Raw genomic sequence first — 16928 nt, forward strand, 5'->3', positions numbered from 1 at the left:
AGGTATTCACAAATTGACGCAAAAAGAGATTCAACTTAAGACTCCCTATTACCACTGCGCCATTCGGAGGCTAACATTGCATATTGATACTCGCAGCCCCAATCACCTTTAAAGAATACATTCTCAATAAAATGCGCTTCACGACGAAACCCAACTCGCTCCAGTAACAGCCAAGAGGGGAGATTGTCACAGTCAGTGGTTGCGATGACTCTATGTGGCTTCTGGTTAGAAAAAAGATAAGTTAATAAGCCTATTACAGCCTCGGATGCATACCCTTGCCCCTGAAAGTCTGGCGCAAATGTAAAGCCAATTTCAATCTGTGACTCATCGATAAAATGAACCGCAAGATCCCCCAGAAGTTGCTCCGACTCCTTGGTTAAAATAGCGAGTTGGTACCAGTTACCTAACGTGCCAAATTCAGACTTTTGCATCTTATCAAATAGCGCTTGAGCATCTTCAAAACTGTAATCAGACCAACTCTGATATTTGGCCACATCAGGCAGAGCTCGGTAGTCAGCAAACGCTTGTAGATCGCCTGATTCAAATTGGCGACAAGTAATACGCTCTGTCTGAAATAATACTTCCATGCACAACTCCATTTAATCACTCAGGGTAATAAGGCTTAAAACGCGTTAATTCGAACAGTCATCTTGCCTAACCTCTGATGAATATGCTGAATATATTTATCCAAAACTACCTTAAATGAAAATTTAAGCAAATTCCGCTAGAAAGAATTCAACCTGAACAGACAGACCAATACGCTCCGTTCACTCACTCTAACGCCAGTCAATATGTAAGAGATCTCTCAAGCTGTTGTCAGACAAACGTCCACCTTAAATATCCACTCTAAATTTAAATATGTAACTACCTGTATTAAAACAGATAATTTTATTTATTGAAATGGAGTGATAAAATTTACCTAACCATCCCTTATTTAGGGCTATTCATACTTGGTAAAATTCACTAAACATCAGGGAGATAAGGATTATTGAATGGAATCGATAATTAGCATAGATGAGTTACTCGGTAATATAGGGACGCCTGAACATAGGCTAAAGCGGTATCAGGCATGTCTTAATGAGTTTGACCAACTCAACTACGATGATCCTTTTATCAGGCAAATACGCGCTGAAATGATCATTTTGGAGAAAAAAATTCAAGATCCAAAATCACCTAAAACTTGGTTTTCTCTTAAAAAATAATTTGAATATCTACATTGATTGACACTACCAAGACTCTCGAAAATAGTCGATGAAAGCTCGAGTTTTTCCTGGCAAATAAGCCAGTTGTTGGTAGTAACCCCACATGACATAAGGCCTACTTCTAGTGTCGTTGAAAATGGGAATTAGCTCGCCTGAAGCTAATTCTCTATCAATGATCATATGTGGAATATACGCTATCCCCATTCCTTGTACCGCGGCTTGTATAATCACCTCAGTGTTATCACTTACTAGCACGCCTTTCACTTCGACACTCTTCCCACTTAACTGCCATTTGTAGGCTTTGTTCTCTTTTCCATAACAGAGACAACTATGCAGGCTTAACTCCGCTATTTTTTCTGGCATTCCCTGCCTTTCAATGTAATCAGGTGCAGCAAACAAGCCATTTCGATATTCACATAAAGGTACCCCCACAAATGCCCCTGAATCAAAATCCTCTATATGCCTTGCTAGGGAAATATCAGCGTTGCGTAGAGGCAAGTCACCATAATCCACCGATAGCAGTTCCAACTTAATTTCAGGAAAACGAGTATTAAAACCTTGTAACATAGGCATTAGAACCCGATTCAATATTGGTGCAGGGGCAGCCACACTCAAACGACCACTGGGTGTCTCTCCCAAGGAAGCGGTTTCATCGATTAGGGATTGCCAGCGGCCACCGAGTTCTCTTACCTCCTGATAGAAATGCTCACCCGCCTCAGTGATAACAATACTCCGTGTTGAACGCTTAAGTAATTGCACCCCCAACTCTGACTCAAGCTCAGCTAAACGTTTACTCACCGCTGACGGGCTAATATTCAGCGCCTTAGCGGTAGCTACCATAGAACCAAGTTCAACGATTAACTTAAACAATTGCGCCTTTTCAAATGACCCCACATTATTTCCAATTTAGAAATTAACTATTCAAATAACCGTAGATTATCTACTTATAAATAACAATTAAACTCTCTACAAATTCAGAAAAGTGACTTAAGGAAGATAATCGATGTATATAGTGGAAACCGTTAGTTGGGTAGCTAAAGCCGGCGTAGACACACAACAGGTGATAGATGCAGTAACGCTTATGCTACCGGATCTGCAAAAAGTACCGGGGTTCAAATACCAATCCCTCTCACAAAAAGAGATCAAGCAGGAGACTAGCAACACGGACTCAGCCTGCCAGTGGCTACAACTCTATTATTGGGACACCGTTAAAAACGCACACAACTCCAACGAAATCATGGCGCCTACCGCTTCACTGGCTCACTTAATCAGCTTGATAGAGCCAGAAAGCATCGCGATTGATATCTTCATTCCCCAACAACAATCATCAAGGCTAATGTTAGATTAACAGCCCCTAAACATGGGCAAAAAAAAAGGTTGAAGCTAAGCTTCAACCTTTTAGTATCTAACTTTAAAATAGACTACATGTCACAAGGCTTTAATGGCTGACGCAGCTGAGCTCGAACATTATCCATTCCAGAATAGAACTCTTTCATCATCAAAAGCCCCATCATCTTGCCGTTATCAGTAACGATTAAGTTATCAGGATCAATCGGATCATTTTTAATCGCGCCAATCACCTTCATCGAGGTCATCTCTTTAAACAGTGCCGTATCTAAGTTCACACCGAACGTTTCACGGAAATATTTACGAGATAAACGGCCAGAGAACATGCCAAGTAAGAAGCGATACTGCATCACATCTTTCTTACTGTAATTTTTCTGCTGCTCAACGCTCATGCGGCCAGCAGCGATATTCTCATGGTACTTTCGAAGTGAGAAATTATTAACATACAAGGTGTCGTTCAAAAAACTAAATGACCCAGATCCAATCCCAAGATACTCATCATAATCGATGACGTATTCATCGAAACCTTCATTGTCAGTCTTACCAAAGGCCCATGCAGACAGTTGATTGTATTGTCCGTTTAAACTATTCAGGATTTGACGATACTGGCGTGCCATATCTCCTTGAGATGCCGCTAACTTACCTTTCACGCTTTTACGCGTCTGGTGAGTGGTCATCAAAGGGTAAGTGGTGATCTGCCGAGGATCTAATTTAGACGCCATGTCTAAGTCATACTGAATTATTTCGTCAGTTTGACCACGAAAGCCGAAAATCAGATCCACGTTGATAATAGGAAATAGCTCTTTCGCTGCCATGATCTTATCGAACGTCTGCTGACCTGAACCAAACTTATCCAGTCTGTCAGTCATCGCTAAAATATCATCGTTGAAGCTTTGTACCCCAATAGACATGCGATCAACTAGGCCTTCTAGTTGCTTAAACTCAGGACTATCAAGGTGTTGTGGATCGGATTCACAGGAAACTTCTTTGATATTTGGGAACAGTTTTTTAGCATGCTCAATCGTACGAGCAAGCTCATCTTCTAATACTGTCGTAGTACCGCCGCCGATATACATAGACTCGAAGTCGTAACCCAGCGCCTTTACCATATCCATCTCTTTTCTCAGTGAGATAAAATAGGCACGGGCTTTGTCTTCCTTAAATAGGAAGCGATGGAAGGTACAAAAAGAGCAAAGTGTATGACAAAAAGGAATATGGGCATACAGCATGTACTTCTTACCCTCGACAGGCGACGGCATCATATCAGCCGACTGAGTATCGAGTCGTAAATTCTTATCAACATAGAACTGCATCACTCGCTCCATAGAGCTAAGCATCCAGTTTGGAACAGTAATATCCGCCTGATAGGGCTTAATAATTTCACTGCCAGCTGATTGAATAATTGACGACATAAAGTTCCTTAATGAGCAGTTATATAGTTTACCAACCGCGGCTTAACGATGAGTAATAAGCATCCACGGGCGAAGTGTAGATGATAAAAATACCACTTTAGAGTTATCCAAAATGTGAACTGGCTTTAAGTTACTGTCACCTAACAGGGAGAACGCAGAAATTTTGTTAAGCAAGTCATGTTTTAGGGCTTGTGCAACAAACGACATAAAATCAGAAGGCTACTATTCTTCAGTCATAAAAAAGCACCCTATCAGTAACCTAACAGGGTGCTTTATTAGCATTGAGCATGGACTCTAGTCGTCCATAGTCTAAAGATTACTCTTTATACTTCAACGTACCGTTTTCTTTAATTTCGTCAAACCAAAGATTGTGGTGTTGGCTTGCCCAAGTTTCATCACAGTATCCAGAAACCATACACTCCATACCACCTTCAGACATAACCGTAGCCATAAAGATATGGACGATAGAGAAAGCAGTAATAATGATGGCACTGACAGAGTGAAGCACTAACGCTATCAAACTTAGCGTACGACTAGGCTCGAACAAGTTCGGGAATAGCAGTAACATGCCTGAGGCTGAAATGATTAGGCCAAATAGTGCAAATGCCCAGAACCATAACTTCTCACCAGCGTTAGCAAAACCAGCATCTGGATGCTTACCTTTAAATGGACCGAAGTTGATGTAACCACCAACTACCATCATCCACTTAATGTCATACATTTTAGGTAGCTGATTTTTAGCCCAAAGTCCGACCATTAATGCCCAACCGAGCATAAATGGAATAGCCATGAAGTCATGTATCTGTTTTGCGCCGTAGACCAAACCAGCCCACACGCCTTCGCTTATGTAGGGTTGGAAGAAGTAACGCCCCGCCAATAACACAAGACCTGTCAGTATCAATAACAGACACGGAATAGCCCCAAGCCAATGGATAGACACATCGAATTTCGACCAGCGATACACCAATCTTCCTGAGTAACCGCCGTGAAGTTTAGAGATACCATTCACTTTGATAAACAAGATAAAGATGATGATCATACCAAATAGCGCAGCCATCAAAGCCGGTGCTAATAAATCACTACGCAGTTCAAACACGCGTAGATCATAGGTATTAATCGGCTGATTATGGAACTCACTTTGAGAGGTCGTTACACCAGTAACGCCCGCTTGCAGTTGAGACCAAATTTGACCATCTGTTACGACAGGCTGCTCTGTTCCTTGTGGAGAACCAGCTTGAACCAGACCAATAGCACTAAACATCAGCACTAAGGTTAGGCCTATCTGTTTGAACCAATTGTTCATATTACATCCTTAATTACCACACCATGAGAACATGGTGTGGATTTTTGGGCTGAATACAGACTAGGGATTAACCCCAGATTGCATTTTTAGAGCCGCGGTATGCAACACGCTCACGGAAGATTGAAGAGATAATCTCAGCATCACCCGCAAGTAACGACTTAGTCGCACATAGCTCAGCACACATAGGTAACTTACCTTCAGCAATACGGTTAGAACCGTACTTCTGACGCTCTGCTTCAGAGAAGTTCTCTTCTGGGCCACCGGCACAGAAAGTACACTTATCCATTTTGCCACGGCTACCAAATGCACCCTTTTTAGGGAACTGAGGAGCACCGAAAGGACAGGCATATAAGCAATAACCACAACCGATACAAGTATCTTTATTGTGTAGTGTTAAGCCATCTTCAGTCGTGTAGAAACAGTTTGCCGGACATACCGCCTGACAAGGTGCATCTGTACAGTGCATACATGCCACTGAAAGCGACGCTTCACCAGGCATACCATCATTGATGGTTACTACTCGGCGACGTTGGATTCCCCACTCTAGAGCAGAGTCGTTTTCGTTCTTACATGCAGTGACACAACCATTACATTCGATGCAACGCTTGGTATCACATAAAAATTTCATTGTAGCCATAACGGCAATTCTCCTAGCTTATTCTGTGCTTATGCTTTTTCGATCTGACAAAGCGTTGCCTTGGTTTCCTGCATCTGAGTCACAGGGTCATAACCATAAGTCATTGCAGTGTTGCAAGACTCGCCGATAACATAAGGAACAGTGCCTTCAGGGTAGTTTGGCGCAAGGCTTTCACCGTGCATAACACCCGCAAAGTGGTACGGCATCCAAGTCACACCTGGTTTAACGCGAGGCGTTACCATGGCTTGAAGCTTAATACGACCACCTTCAGCACCCTCTAGCCACACAGTGTCGCCGTTACGGATACCACGATCAGCAGCATCACCAGGGTTGATTTCAACGAACATCTCCTGTTGAAGTTCCGCCAACCAAGGGTTAGAACGAGACTCTTCACCACCACCTTCGTACTCAACCAGACGACCAGAAGTCAGACCAAGTGGGTACTTAGCTGTCATATCACGGTCTTGAATAGTCTTGTACAGAGTCGGTAGACGATGAACTTGCATGTCATCATAAGTTGGATACTTAGCCACAAGATCACGACGAGGCGTATATAACGGCTCACGGTGAACAGGTGCTTGATCTGGGAAGTTCCACACGATACAACGCGCTTTAGCGTTACCAAATGGGATACAACCGTGCTTAATCGCAACACGAACGATACCGCCCGATAGATCGGTCTTCCAGTTCTTACCTTCTGCTTGAGCTTTCTCATCTGCAGTCAGTTCATCCCACCAGCCAAGCTGCTTAAGCATCGCGGCAGAGAATTCTGGATAACCATCAGTCAGTTCACTTCCTTTAGAGAAGCTGCCTTCAGCCAGTAAGTTGTCACCCTTATATTCCACACCATAACGTGCACGGAAGTTACCACCACCGTCTTTAACGTGTTTGCTTGTGTCATACAGAATTTGAGTACCAGGATGCTTCTGCTCTGGTGTACCCCAACATGGCCAAGGTAGACCGTAAGTTTCGCCTTTAGCTGGACCGCCTTCAGCCTGAAGTGTCTTATTGCTAAACGTGCCCCAGTTTTGAGTGTGTAGCTTCAAACGCTCAGGACTTTGACCTGACATACCAATTGTCCACATACCGCGGTTAATTTCGCGAGTAATGTCTTCAATAACAAGCATGTCTTTAGAATCTTTAGCGATACGCTTAGTGTATTGCTCAGCGAAACCAAGTTTCTGAGATAGACGATACATGATCTCTAAGTCAGTTTTAGATTCGAACAAAGGCTCGATAACCTTCTCACGCCACTGCTGACTACGACCAGAGTTAGACACTGAACCTTCAGTTTCAAACTGAGTTGCTGCTGGTAGTAGATAAACACCATTCTGACGACGATGCATAACACCCGCCATGGTTGGGAATGGATCCACAACAACCACAGTGTCCATCTTGTCTAGTGCATCACGCACATCACGTTGACGAGTTTCGGTGTTAACCGATTGGCCCCAGAAAAACGCCATTTGGATGTTGTCTTTCTGTGCAAGCTTGTCTTTATCTTCAAGCACACCATCATGCCAGCGAGAACAAGGGATACCTGGTGTAGTCATAGGCTCACGGCCTAAATAAGTACCTTGATCGAAGCGGCCTTTCATCCACTCCATGTCAAGATTCCACACATTGGTCCAATGGTTCCAAGCGCCAGTAGTCAAACCGTAATAACCAGGTAGGTTATCGAACAGTAGACCTAAGTCAGTTGCGCCCTGTACGTTATCGTGGCCACGGAAAATGTTAGTTCCGCCACCAGATACACCCATGTTTCCTAGCGCAAGCTGAAGAATACAATAAGCACGAGTGTTCGCGTTACCAACGTGATGCTGAGTACCACCCATACACCAAATCACAGTACCTGGACGGTTGTCTGCCATAAGCTTAGCCGCTTGGTAGACTTCCTCTTCGCTACAACCCGTAACGTGAGTGACTTCTTTTGGTGGGAACTTCTTCGCTTCTCTGCGAATGGTTTCCATCTCAAATACACGCTCTTGGATGAACGCTTTATCTTCCCAACCATTTTCAAAGATGTGCCAAAGCATACCGTAGATGAATGGAATATCAGTACCTGGACGTAGAGCACAATGAAGGTCTGCGTGAGCTGCGGTACGAGAGAAACGAGGATCAACAACAATCAGCTTGGCGTTGTTTTTCTCTTTTGCGATCAGAATATGTTGCATAGCAACAGGATGCGCTTCAGCCGGGTTTGCCCCGATGAAGAAGATTGCATTTGCATTCTGAATGTCGTTAAAAGAGTTAGTTTGCGCACCGTAGCCCCAAGTGTTAGCAACACCGGCTACCGTGGTAGAGTGACAAATACGTGCAGAGTGGTCGACGTTGTTCGTGCCCCACATAGCTGCAAGTTTACGGTACATGTAGCAGCCTTCGTTCGAGAACTTAGCACTACCCATAAAGTAAACAGAATCAGGACCAGACTCTTTACGGATATCTAGCATCTTGTCGCCAACTTCGTTGAAAGCTTGCTCCCAAGATAATTTCTTCCACTTGCCATCAACAAGTTTCATTGGGTATTTAAGACGCTTCTCACCGTGACCATGTTCACGTAATGCAGCACCTTTAGCACAGTGACCGCCAGCGTTAAATGGGTGATCGAAAGCAGGCTCTTGACCTGTCCAAACGCCATTTTGAACTTCAGCATACAGACCACAACCTACCGCACACGCACTACATACAGTACGTTTGATTTCAGTTGGTACATCGTGTGGCACATCTTTGGCCTGTGCTTTACGCATCATGCCTGTACCTAGGAATGAAACTGCAGCAATACCACCAGATGTGATACCAGCATGCTTCATAAACTGACGACGGCTAATACCCAGAGTCTTTTTCTCGACTTTAGGTGCCTCGTTGGATTTGCGAGTTAATTGCATCGCTCGGACTCTCCTAATTTAGCTGCGCAGGCTATTGTAATAACTGCGAATATGATTTGTTTCGTGATAGCCATCAGCACTTTTAGCGCTAACATTGCTCTCGGTTGCTTGCACAGCACTAATACCTGTAGCGGCAAGGGCGACTGTCGCCGTTCCACCGATGGTAAGTGCTTTCAGCAAAGATCTGCGATTCAGATCAGGCTGTTGCTTTTTCATTCTTGCTCCTGGTATGAAAGGAATATTCTTTATTAGAAATAGTCAGGTCACCTTTTCTATTCACTCATAACGGGGTCACTTGTTAATCAAGTGTTATCATCAAACGAGTGCGTAAACATAAAGTGATTGTTATTAAAAACATCCATAATTTTCTTGGACAATATATGAGAAAAAGGCAGTAGAAAAATTGATCTGAATCCGATTCAGTATCCGAAAAAATCATCGGCAACACTAAAGTGTTAACTTGGTCATGTTTTATAAAATATAGGGGTGTAGGAAGATCAAGTTCAGCGAAAAGTGGTGCAATCAATTGTTAATAATTATAGTAACTTAAGGAATATTTAATTAAGTTTGAATGCAACTTATTCTCATGAATAACGAAGCATGAAAAGCACCTTGAAAAGTGCTTCAAATGGGACAAGATTATTGTTCAAGGTAAATCCAGTAACACCAACATTATTCCCCAAAGTTCAGATAAAAAAACGCCCCAGCTTTTCGGCTAAGGCGTTTCTATTTACAGCTTACAGTTTAAGACTGAGCGTTCATTATTTCCGCTTAATCTTTATACTCTAAGGTGCCATTTTCTTTGATTTCGTCATACCAAAGGTTGTGGTGTTGCACTGCCCAGTTCTCGTCACAGTAACCCGATGTCATGCACTCCATACCACCTTCACTCAGTACTGTTGCCATCCAGATATGTACTATCGTAAAACCTATGATGATAGTCGCACTGATACCATGGATAAGCAGTGCTGCCATTGACGCTTCACGAGGAAGATCAAGCACTGGTAGTACTAACATGATGCCGGAAATACTGATAAATAGACCAAATATAGCTAAGGTCCAAAACCACATTTTCTCACCAGCATTGGCAAAACCACTATCCGGATGTTTACCCTTAAATGGCCCGAAGTTGATGTAACCACCTACCACAAGGAACCACTTTAGATCGTACATCTTAAGTGTCTGCAACGGCATCCACTTAACCACAGATAGAAGCCAAGAGATGATAAACAGCGGGCTGACATAATCATGGATAGTCTTACTACCATAAATCAGTGCCGACCATACACCTTCGCCGACGTAAGGCTGCAGAAAATATCGGCCCAACATGATAGTGATACCCGTGAATATTAATGCTAAACATGAGATAGCTAATACCCAATGGATAATCAGATCGGCCTTCGACCAACGCAATACCATCTTGCCAGAGAACCCTTTACTCAACTTAGAAGGGCCATTGACCAAATAGAAAATTAAGAACGCACCGAATACGCCTAATACCACCATTCCCATGGCAGGATTAATGTACTCAATCTTAATATTCTTGCCCTCATTACCAGCGACATTAATTAATACGTTGGCTTCAAGCCCCTTTGCTACTGTGTATCCAGGATCCCCTGCTTTAACCGCACGCCAAAGATCAGCTTCACTGGTTGTCGCATTCTCAATCTGCTGACTCGTTTGATCATCTCCGGCCAACGCTGATGTACTCAGCCCTATGCCCATCAAGACAACGAGTGGTAAAACAAGCGAGACAAATAGGCTGCGTAGTGATGTTAATTTCATAGTCACTCCTTTAAGAGTTGAGTTGCGAGCTAAGCTCGCAACTCAATTCACTTACGCGCCAACTTTTGGAGTGTAACCCCAAATAGCACCAGGATTACCACGTGCAGCAACACGCTCACGGTAGATGTTAGAGATCACACCAGCATCTCCAGCGAGAAGCGCTTTAGTGGAACACATCTCTGCGCATAACGGTAACTTGCCTTCTGCAATACGGTTTGCACCGTACAACTCACGCTCAGCTTCTGAGAAATCTTTCTCAGGGCCACCAGCACAGAAAGTACACTTATCCATCTTGCCACGGCTACCAAAAGCCCCTTGTTGAGGGAACTGCGGTGCACCAAACGGACACGCATAAAGACAGTAACCGCAACCAATACAGGTTTTCTTGTTGTGTAAAACAATACCGTCGTCAGTGCGATAGAAACAATCCGCAGGACATACAGCCATACAAGGTGCATCGCTACAGTGCATACATGCCACTGAGATTGATGCTTCACCTGGCTCACCATCGTTAATTGTCACAACACGGCGACGTTGAATTCCCCACTGTAAAGCGGAGTCGTTTGAGTTCTTACAAGCAGTGACACAACCGTTACACTCGATGCAGCGTTTGGTGTCACACAAAAATTTCATGACTGCCATAATGGCTTATCTCCTCATCAAGTTCAGTTAGGCTTTTGTGATTTGACACAAAGTGGCTTTGGTTTCTTGCATCTGTGTCACCACGTCATAGCCATAGGTCATTACAGTGTTAGCGGCTTCGCCAATCACGTAAGGAACCGTGCCTTCGGGGTAGTTCTTCGCAAGACTTTCGCCTTCGAAAACACCCGCGAAGTGGTATGGCATAAAGCACTCTCCCGCAATCACACGTGGAGTCACCATGGCCTGAACTTTAATTTTGGCGCCTTCCGGACCGTGAACCCATACTTCATCACCGTTTTGGAGCGCGCGATCCGCTGCATCGGCTGGGTTAATCTCTATGTACATCTCTTGCTGAAGTTCAGCAAGCCATGGATTAGAACGTGTCTCTTCACCACCGCCCTCATACTCAACAATACGACCAGTAGTCAGTGCTATCGGGAAATCTTTAGCAAAGTCCTGTTCTTGAATCGTTCTGTATAGGGTTGGAAGTCGAGCAACCATCCGGTCATCATAAGTCGGATACTTAGCAACGAGATCACGACGTGGCGTATAGAGCGGCTCACGGTGCAATGGAATATCATCAGGGAAGTTCCACACGATACAACGCGCTTTTGCGTTACCGTAAGGGATACAACCATGCTTAATTGCTACGCGCTGAATACCACCTGAAATGTCAGTCTTCCAGTTTTTACCTTCCGCATGCTTCATCTCTTCAGCGGTGAGATCGTCCCACCAGCCAAGCTGCTTAAGCATGTCTGCAGTAAATTCAGGATAACCGTCCTCAATTTCACTGCCCTTAGAGTAAGAACCTTCGGCAAGAATGTTAGTACCGTCATGTTCCACACCGTAACGAGCACGGAAATTACCACCACCGTTCTTCACTTCACGACCAGTGCGATACAAGATCTGTGAACCAGGGTGCTTCATCTCTGGTGTACCCCAACATGGCCAAGGTAGACCATAGGTTTCGCCCTTCGCTGGGCCACCAGGTGCTTCGAGAGACTTAATGTCGAAGGTGCCCCAGTTTTCCTGATGCATCTTCAAACGCTCAGGGCTTTGGCCTGTGTAACCAATGGTCCACATTCCTTTGTTGAATTCACGCGTCAGATCTTCAATCAATGGCTCATCACCGTTGACCTTAATGTGCTTGAACATCTCTTGCTCGATGCCCCACTTCTTCGCCAGCTTGTACATGATTTCATGATCTGGCTTAGACTCAAACAGAGGTTCAATAACGCGAGAACGCCACTGCAGTGAACGATTAGAAGCAGAAACGGAACCATAGGTTTCAAACTGGGTACACGCTGGAAGTAGATACACACCATCGGTACGGTTATGCATCACACCCGCCATCGTTGGGAATGGATCGACAACGACCACAGTGTCCATCTTATTTAGCGCTTCACGTACGACTCGACCACGGGTTTCGGTGTTAACGGATTGGCCCCAGAAGAAAGACATACGAATGTTGTCTCTTTGAGCAATCTTAGACTTATCTTCTAACACACCATCTTGCCAGCGAGAACAAGGAATACCGGTGGAGTTCATTGGCACCTGACCAAGATGTTCCTCAGGATCAAAGCGGCCTTTCACCCACTCGTAATCAATGTCCCATACGTTACACCAGTGCTTCCAAGAACCTGTTTTAAGGCCATAGTAGCCAGGTAATGTATCGAACAGTAAACCGAAGTCGGTTGCTCCTTGAACATTGTCGTGACCACGGAAGATATTAGTACCACCACCCGACACACCCATGTTTCCGAGGGCAAGCTGGAGGATACAATAAGCACGAGTGTTCGCATTACCGATATGATGCTGAGTACCACCCATACACCAGACAACGGTGCCCGGCTTAGTCTCTGCCAGCAATTTTGCAATACGCTTCATCTGCTCGCCGCTAACCCCCGTCACCAACTCAACTTCAGCAGGATGCCAGTTAGCCGCTTCTTCGCGGATCCGTTCCATGCCATAAACACGTTGGTCGATGAAAGTTTGATCTTCCCATTTATTCTCGAAGATATGCCAGAGCAGACCATAAATAAACGGAATGTCAGTGCCTGGACGAATATGAGCATATTCATCTGACTTAGCTGCTGTACGACTGAATCTTGGATCAACCACGATGATTTTCGCACCGCGTTCTTTACCCGCCAAAATGTGCTGCATTGCAACAGGATGGGCTTCACATGGGTTAGACCCAATGAACATCATCGCTTTTGAATTACGGATATCGTTAAAAGAGTTAGTTTGCGCACCATAGCCCCAAGTGTTTGCAACACCGGCTACTGTGGTAGAGTGACAAATACGCGCAGAGTGATCGACATTGTTAGTGCCCCACATTGCGGCGAGTTTGCGGTATAAATAAGCTTGTTCGTTTGAAAATTTAGCACTGCCCATAAAGAAAACTGAATCTGGACCAGACTCTTCGCGGATGGCTAATGCTTTACTACCCACCTCTTCAATGGCTTGATCCCAAGAGATCTTCTTCCACTTGCCGCCTTCGAGCTTCATTGGGTACTTCAGGCGCTTTTCACCGTGCCCATGTTCACGTAGCGCAGCCCCTTTAGCACAGTGGCCACCCGCGTTAAATGGATGATCAAAAGCAGGTTCTTGGCCAGTCCAAACACCGTTTTGAACTTCAGCATACACACCGCAGCCCACTGAACAATGAGAACAGATAGTCCGAACTGTTTCGGTTGGTGCATCAAAAGGCACCTCTTTCGCCTCAGCTTTACGCATCATTCCTGCGCCAAGCATTGATGCCGCAGCAATACCACCAGTTGCAAGACCTGCAGACTGAAGGAACTGACGGCGATTAAGACCTAAGGCTGGCTTTTTGGCCACATCCACCTGGTCTTTTTTGCGAGTTAGTCGCATCACACACTCCTCATATTATTAACTTAAGCTATTATTTCTTAACTTGAATATTGGATTTTTAATGTTCAGGTTAGTTAGTCTTTTAAAGACGCGTAATAGCTACGCACGTGATCAGTTTCCTGATAGCCGTCATTTTTAGTGACAACGGGTTCTTCATTTGATGATGCCGCCACAGCTTGTCCGCTAACGGTAGCAACAGCGCCTGCTGCACTACCAATAGCCAATGCTTTTAGCAATTGACGACGACCCATATCGGAAGCTTGCTTCTTCATAGTGTCTCCTAGATATTGATTTAAATAGGCCAACCAGATATTGGCCCGATGATTGTTGAAGGTTACCCTTCGGTTTTACGCCACCTGTTTTATCGAACGTAAAGCAGGTGTAATGACTACAAACGCCTTATGAAGCGAGTGTATTAGGTGAAATTTTTTCTACTGCGCTATCGGCAGCCTTCTTTTCAGCTTCTGATCCCGGACAGTTGACTGGAATATCCAGTTGCAGCTGTTCGAATTCACTCTGCTCAAGCTCGAAAAACGATTTAGCCAACTGAGCTACAGTGGCATAAAAAGCCGCACTCGGTGCTTTTGCTAATGACTCACAGAATCGATTGATCCAGCTACCAATATGACGTTGATAGAAAGCCAACTGACGGTAACTCGGTGCTTCCAGAATCAATATGCCCATCACTTCACACAGTGCTGCGACATGATCTTCTGGCTCTTTAACATTGTCTTCGCGTTCAAAGCCGAGCTGCATCAAATCCTGCCGTAATAACGCAAGCGGCTTGTCCATCAAAGAACCTGTCATAAACCAGCTGCCGTAAGGCATGATCTCACCACTACCCACACCGTAGAAGATACTGAAATACTCATCCTCTAACTGATCATTGCTGAACTGGTTGGCAGCTAACTTCAAAGATAACCAAGCTTTGGTCATCTCACTGTCGTCGTTGGTATCGATCTCAAGATTGGCTAGAAACTGCAACAGTTCAGGGCTTGGATGACTGCGTAACAAAGCAGCTAAAAGCTGGTAAATATCCGCTCTTAACTGATCATTTTCTGATACTTCTCTTACTAATTCGGTCATAGCTAAACTCTTATCGAAGTTGCTTTTCAGGATCTTGAAGGATGTCTTCAAACATATCTTTTACCCGGCAGTCGCTGCACATTTTTAATCTTTCGATATTTGCACTAAAGGCACTATGGCCTCCGACGACTTCCAACATCCGCTGAACCATGGATTGGGTGGCGAAAGGCGTTCCACAACGAATACATTCGAATGGGTCTTCCTCTTTTAAGGTTTGACGTTTTTGACGCTCGGCCTTATCAAAATTGATTTGTGCAGTAAGACTGATGGCTTTTTCAGGACAGGCTGATTCACACAGACCACACTGAACACAATCTTGCTCAACAAAATGCAAAGCAGGCTTATCACCGCCATCAGTTAACGCTTGAGTCGGACAAGTCGACACACATGACAGGCACAAGGTACAGCTGTCGGTGTTGACGTTCACCATACCGTAGGGAAGATTGCTCTGGCTTAAGCAAGTGTCCACAGACGCAGCTTGCTCGTTCAGATGATCGATAGCAGCGTACAAGGTATTACGCTTGGTTGTTGCAGCAAATTCACCAGGCACAATAACAGGCCAGCTCGCGCTTACTGCTAATAGATTAGTCAAATCACCAATGCTTGTTTCATCGATAACAGAGATGCGTTGTGGTTGACCCATCTCATCAAGAATGTCGTTAGCTAGCTTATGCTCACCCTTCAACATCTGCGTTAACGTAGGTGCGGTGGCATCAGTATTTAGCACTAAAATCTGACGAGCTCCCCACGCTAAAGCTGACATCCAGTGGTCCATACTCGCCACTGTGATCTCTTCCAATTCAACTGGGATAACACTACCTGGTAAGTCTTCACCCACAAGGGCAGCACCATTAGCGGCATCATGGAATAGGATAACTGGCGCCGTTTGCGCTTGCTCGCGAAAACGGGTCACTAACTTATGCAGGTAAGAGTGTAGGGCTTGCGGTGTCGGTAAATCGTAGCTTATCGCGCCCGTAGGGCATGCGTTAGTACAACTGCCAGCGCCATGACAAAGATATGGGTCTATCTCAATCATCTTATTAATACTTTGAATCGCATCAGCAGGACAGAAATTTAAGCAGCGATTACACCCTTCTATGCCGTTACGATTATGAGCACAAATCTGACTGTTTACTTTTACGTAGCGCGGCTTATCAAACTCACCAATCAAATCTGGAAGCTGAGCTATCGCTTCTTCCAATTTGGCTTCATCTTGGCCGACATAAAAATAACCAGGCGGGAGCATCTCTAGGTTGATGCAAGGTGTATGGCTTAAATCTAAGATGAGATCGAAGTGAGCTTTACGTATCGCAGCCATACTTAAATCAACAGCGCTTGTTTCAGATGCAGCAAGTGCATCTGACTCATGTTCGACTTTAACTTGAAATTGACCTAAGAAACCTTTGATCTCGATAAGCTTATTATAAAAGCTCTCAACATCTTCAGCCGTGGCCATCACTTTTTCTAGATGGGCTTCGTCTTGGTTGGTGATCGACTCATTCGCTAAAATGGCCAGTTTACCCATGTTGGTTAGCTTACCTGCTGCTAAGCGAGCAAGATCTTCCGGCCCAATAACGAGCACGTTTCCTTCAGTGGTGTAGCTCACAGTTGGCGGGATCAGATTTTGAAGGATCTGAGTCTTGGCCAGCACCTCTTGTCGAACTTCTTTGAGTTCAACTTGATTATCATTATTCAAATGTTTGCTCACGTTGCGTTCCCGAACAGTTTTGGCTGTTTCTGTCAGCTAGGCTG

15 protein-coding genes are annotated in these 16928 nt (G+C 44.6%); 2 read left to right on the forward strand and 13 right to left on the reverse strand.

Features of this window, described 5'->3' with window-relative positions; genetic code table 11:
- Nucleotides 1-35: 35 nt before the first annotated feature.
- Entirely contained in the window at nucleotides 36-587 is a 552-nt protein-coding gene (locus FN961_RS13725; RefSeq protein WP_144040746.1) for a GNAT family N-acetyltransferase, read from the reverse strand.
- Nucleotides 588-992: 405 nt separating this feature from the next.
- On the opposite strand from FN961_RS13725, the gene FN961_RS13730 reads away from it, so the two are divergent.
- Nucleotides 993-1202, forward strand: coding sequence for a hypothetical protein (locus FN961_RS13730; RefSeq protein WP_144040747.1), 210 nt, complete (start codon nucleotides 993-995; stop codon nucleotides 1200-1202).
- A gap of 24 nt (nucleotides 1203-1226) precedes the next feature.
- Here FN961_RS13730 and FN961_RS13735 read toward each other — a convergent pair whose 3' ends face one another.
- Nucleotides 1227-2096 (reverse strand): LysR family transcriptional regulator, encoded by an 870-nt coding sequence (locus FN961_RS13735; protein WP_144040748.1) that lies wholly within the window; start codon nucleotides 2094-2096, stop codon nucleotides 1227-1229.
- A gap of 109 nt (nucleotides 2097-2205) precedes the next feature.
- Between FN961_RS13735 and FN961_RS13740 the strand changes: the two genes are divergently transcribed.
- A complete protein-coding gene (locus FN961_RS13740) occupies nucleotides 2206-2550 on the forward strand; it encodes a hypothetical protein (RefSeq protein WP_229814706.1) in 345 nt (114 codons plus the stop codon).
- A 73-nt stretch (nucleotides 2551-2623) separates the two neighbouring features.
- Here the strand turns inward: FN961_RS13740 and FN961_RS13745 are convergent, their stop codons facing one another.
- From FN961_RS13745 to FN961_RS13795, 11 genes are all read right to left on the reverse strand, one after another.
- Nucleotides 2624-3961: a coproporphyrinogen III oxidase family protein gene (locus FN961_RS13745; protein WP_144040749.1), complete on the reverse strand. Its 1338-nt coding sequence runs from the start codon at nucleotides 3959-3961 to the stop codon at nucleotides 2624-2626.
- 316 nt (nucleotides 3962-4277) lie between these two features.
- On the reverse strand, nucleotides 4278-5264 hold the full coding sequence (locus tag FN961_RS13750; protein WP_144040750.1) for a formate dehydrogenase subunit gamma: 987 nt from the start codon (nucleotides 5262-5264) through the stop codon (nucleotides 4278-4280).
- A 67-nt stretch (nucleotides 5265-5331) separates the two neighbouring features.
- Nucleotides 5332-5901 (reverse strand): formate dehydrogenase FDH3 subunit beta, encoded by a 570-nt coding sequence (gene fdh3B, locus FN961_RS13755; RefSeq protein ID WP_144040751.1) that lies wholly within the window; start codon nucleotides 5899-5901, stop codon nucleotides 5332-5334.
- Between the two features lie 29 nt (nucleotides 5902-5930).
- Nucleotides 5931-8786 carry a molybdopterin-dependent oxidoreductase gene (locus FN961_RS13760; RefSeq protein WP_144040752.1) on the reverse strand — a complete coding sequence of 952 codons (2856 nt, stop codon included), beginning with the start codon at nucleotides 8784-8786 and terminating at the stop codon, nucleotides 5931-5933.
- 18 nt (nucleotides 8787-8804) lie between these two features.
- A complete protein-coding gene (locus FN961_RS13765) occupies nucleotides 8805-9002 on the reverse strand; it encodes a formate dehydrogenase (RefSeq protein ID WP_144040753.1) in 198 nt (65 codons plus the stop codon).
- A gap of 555 nt (nucleotides 9003-9557) precedes the next feature.
- The gene (locus tag FN961_RS13770) at nucleotides 9558-10571 is read right to left on the reverse strand and encodes a formate dehydrogenase subunit gamma (RefSeq protein WP_144040754.1); all 1014 of its coding nucleotides are present in this window, start codon (nucleotides 10569-10571) and stop codon (nucleotides 9558-9560) included.
- A 51-nt stretch (nucleotides 10572-10622) separates the two neighbouring features.
- Complete coding sequence (fdh3B, locus tag FN961_RS13775) at nucleotides 10623-11213, reverse strand: formate dehydrogenase FDH3 subunit beta (RefSeq protein ID WP_144040755.1); 591 nt, start codon at nucleotides 11211-11213, stop codon at nucleotides 10623-10625.
- A gap of 27 nt (nucleotides 11214-11240) precedes the next feature.
- Nucleotides 11241-14090, reverse strand: coding sequence for a formate dehydrogenase subunit alpha (locus FN961_RS13780; protein WP_144040756.1), 2850 nt, complete (start codon nucleotides 14088-14090; stop codon nucleotides 11241-11243).
- A 74-nt stretch (nucleotides 14091-14164) separates the two neighbouring features.
- A complete protein-coding gene (locus FN961_RS13785) occupies nucleotides 14165-14362 on the reverse strand; it encodes a twin-arginine translocation signal domain-containing protein (RefSeq protein WP_144040757.1) in 198 nt (65 codons plus the stop codon).
- Between the two features lie 127 nt (nucleotides 14363-14489).
- Complete coding sequence (locus FN961_RS13790) at nucleotides 14490-15176, reverse strand: TorD/DmsD family molecular chaperone (RefSeq protein WP_144040758.1); 687 nt, start codon at nucleotides 15174-15176, stop codon at nucleotides 14490-14492.
- Nucleotides 15177-15186: 10 nt separating this feature from the next.
- Nucleotides 15187-16872: a 4Fe-4S binding protein gene (locus tag FN961_RS13795; protein ID WP_373293420.1), complete on the reverse strand. Its 1686-nt coding sequence runs from the start codon at nucleotides 16870-16872 to the stop codon at nucleotides 15187-15189.
- Between the last annotated feature and the right edge of the window lie 56 nt (nucleotides 16873-16928).

The organism is Shewanella hanedai, from assembly GCF_007197645.1.
In the GTDB taxonomy this organism is placed as follows: domain Bacteria; phylum Pseudomonadota; class Gammaproteobacteria; order Enterobacterales; family Shewanellaceae; genus Shewanella; species Shewanella hanedai.

What these genes read in the sequence shown, in the direction of transcription:
- FN961_RS13725 (WP_144040746.1), bottom strand. Translation starts at nt 587, where the DNA reads ATGGAAGTATTATTTCAGACAGAGCGTATTACTTGTCGCCAATTTGAA.
- FN961_RS13730 (WP_144040747.1), top strand. Translation starts at nt 993, where the DNA reads ATGGAATCGATAATTAGCATAGATGAGTTACTCGGTAATATAGGGACG.
- FN961_RS13740 (WP_229814706.1), top strand. Translation starts at nt 2,206, where the DNA reads ATGTATATAGTGGAAACCGTTAGTTGGGTAGCTAAAGCCGGCGTAGAC.
- FN961_RS13745 (WP_144040749.1), bottom strand. Translation starts at nt 3,961, where the DNA reads ATGTCGTCAATTATTCAATCAGCTGGCAGTGAAATTATTAAGCCCTAT.
- FN961_RS13750 (WP_144040750.1), bottom strand. Translation starts at nt 5,264, where the DNA reads ATGAACAATTGGTTCAAACAGATAGGCCTAACCTTAGTGCTGATGTTT.
- fdh3B (WP_144040751.1), bottom strand. Translation starts at nt 5,901, where the DNA reads ATGGCTACAATGAAATTTTTATGTGATACCAAGCGTTGCATCGAATGT.
- FN961_RS13760 (WP_144040752.1), bottom strand. Translation starts at nt 8,786, where the DNA reads ATGCAATTAACTCGCAAATCCAACGAGGCACCTAAAGTCGAGAAAAAG.
- FN961_RS13765 (WP_144040753.1), bottom strand. Translation starts at nt 9,002, where the DNA reads ATGAAAAAGCAACAGCCTGATCTGAATCGCAGATCTTTGCTGAAAGCA.
- FN961_RS13770 (WP_144040754.1), bottom strand. Translation starts at nt 10,571, where the DNA reads ATGAAATTAACATCACTACGCAGCCTATTTGTCTCGCTTGTTTTACCA.
- fdh3B (WP_144040755.1), bottom strand. Translation starts at nt 11,213, where the DNA reads ATGGCAGTCATGAAATTTTTGTGTGACACCAAACGCTGCATCGAGTGT.
- FN961_RS13780 (WP_144040756.1), bottom strand. Translation starts at nt 14,090, where the DNA reads ATGCGACTAACTCGCAAAAAAGACCAGGTGGATGTGGCCAAAAAGCCA.
- FN961_RS13785 (WP_144040757.1), bottom strand. Translation starts at nt 14,362, where the DNA reads ATGAAGAAGCAAGCTTCCGATATGGGTCGTCGTCAATTGCTAAAAGCA.
- FN961_RS13790 (WP_144040758.1), bottom strand. Translation starts at nt 15,176, where the DNA reads ATGACCGAATTAGTAAGAGAAGTATCAGAAAATGATCAGTTAAGAGCG.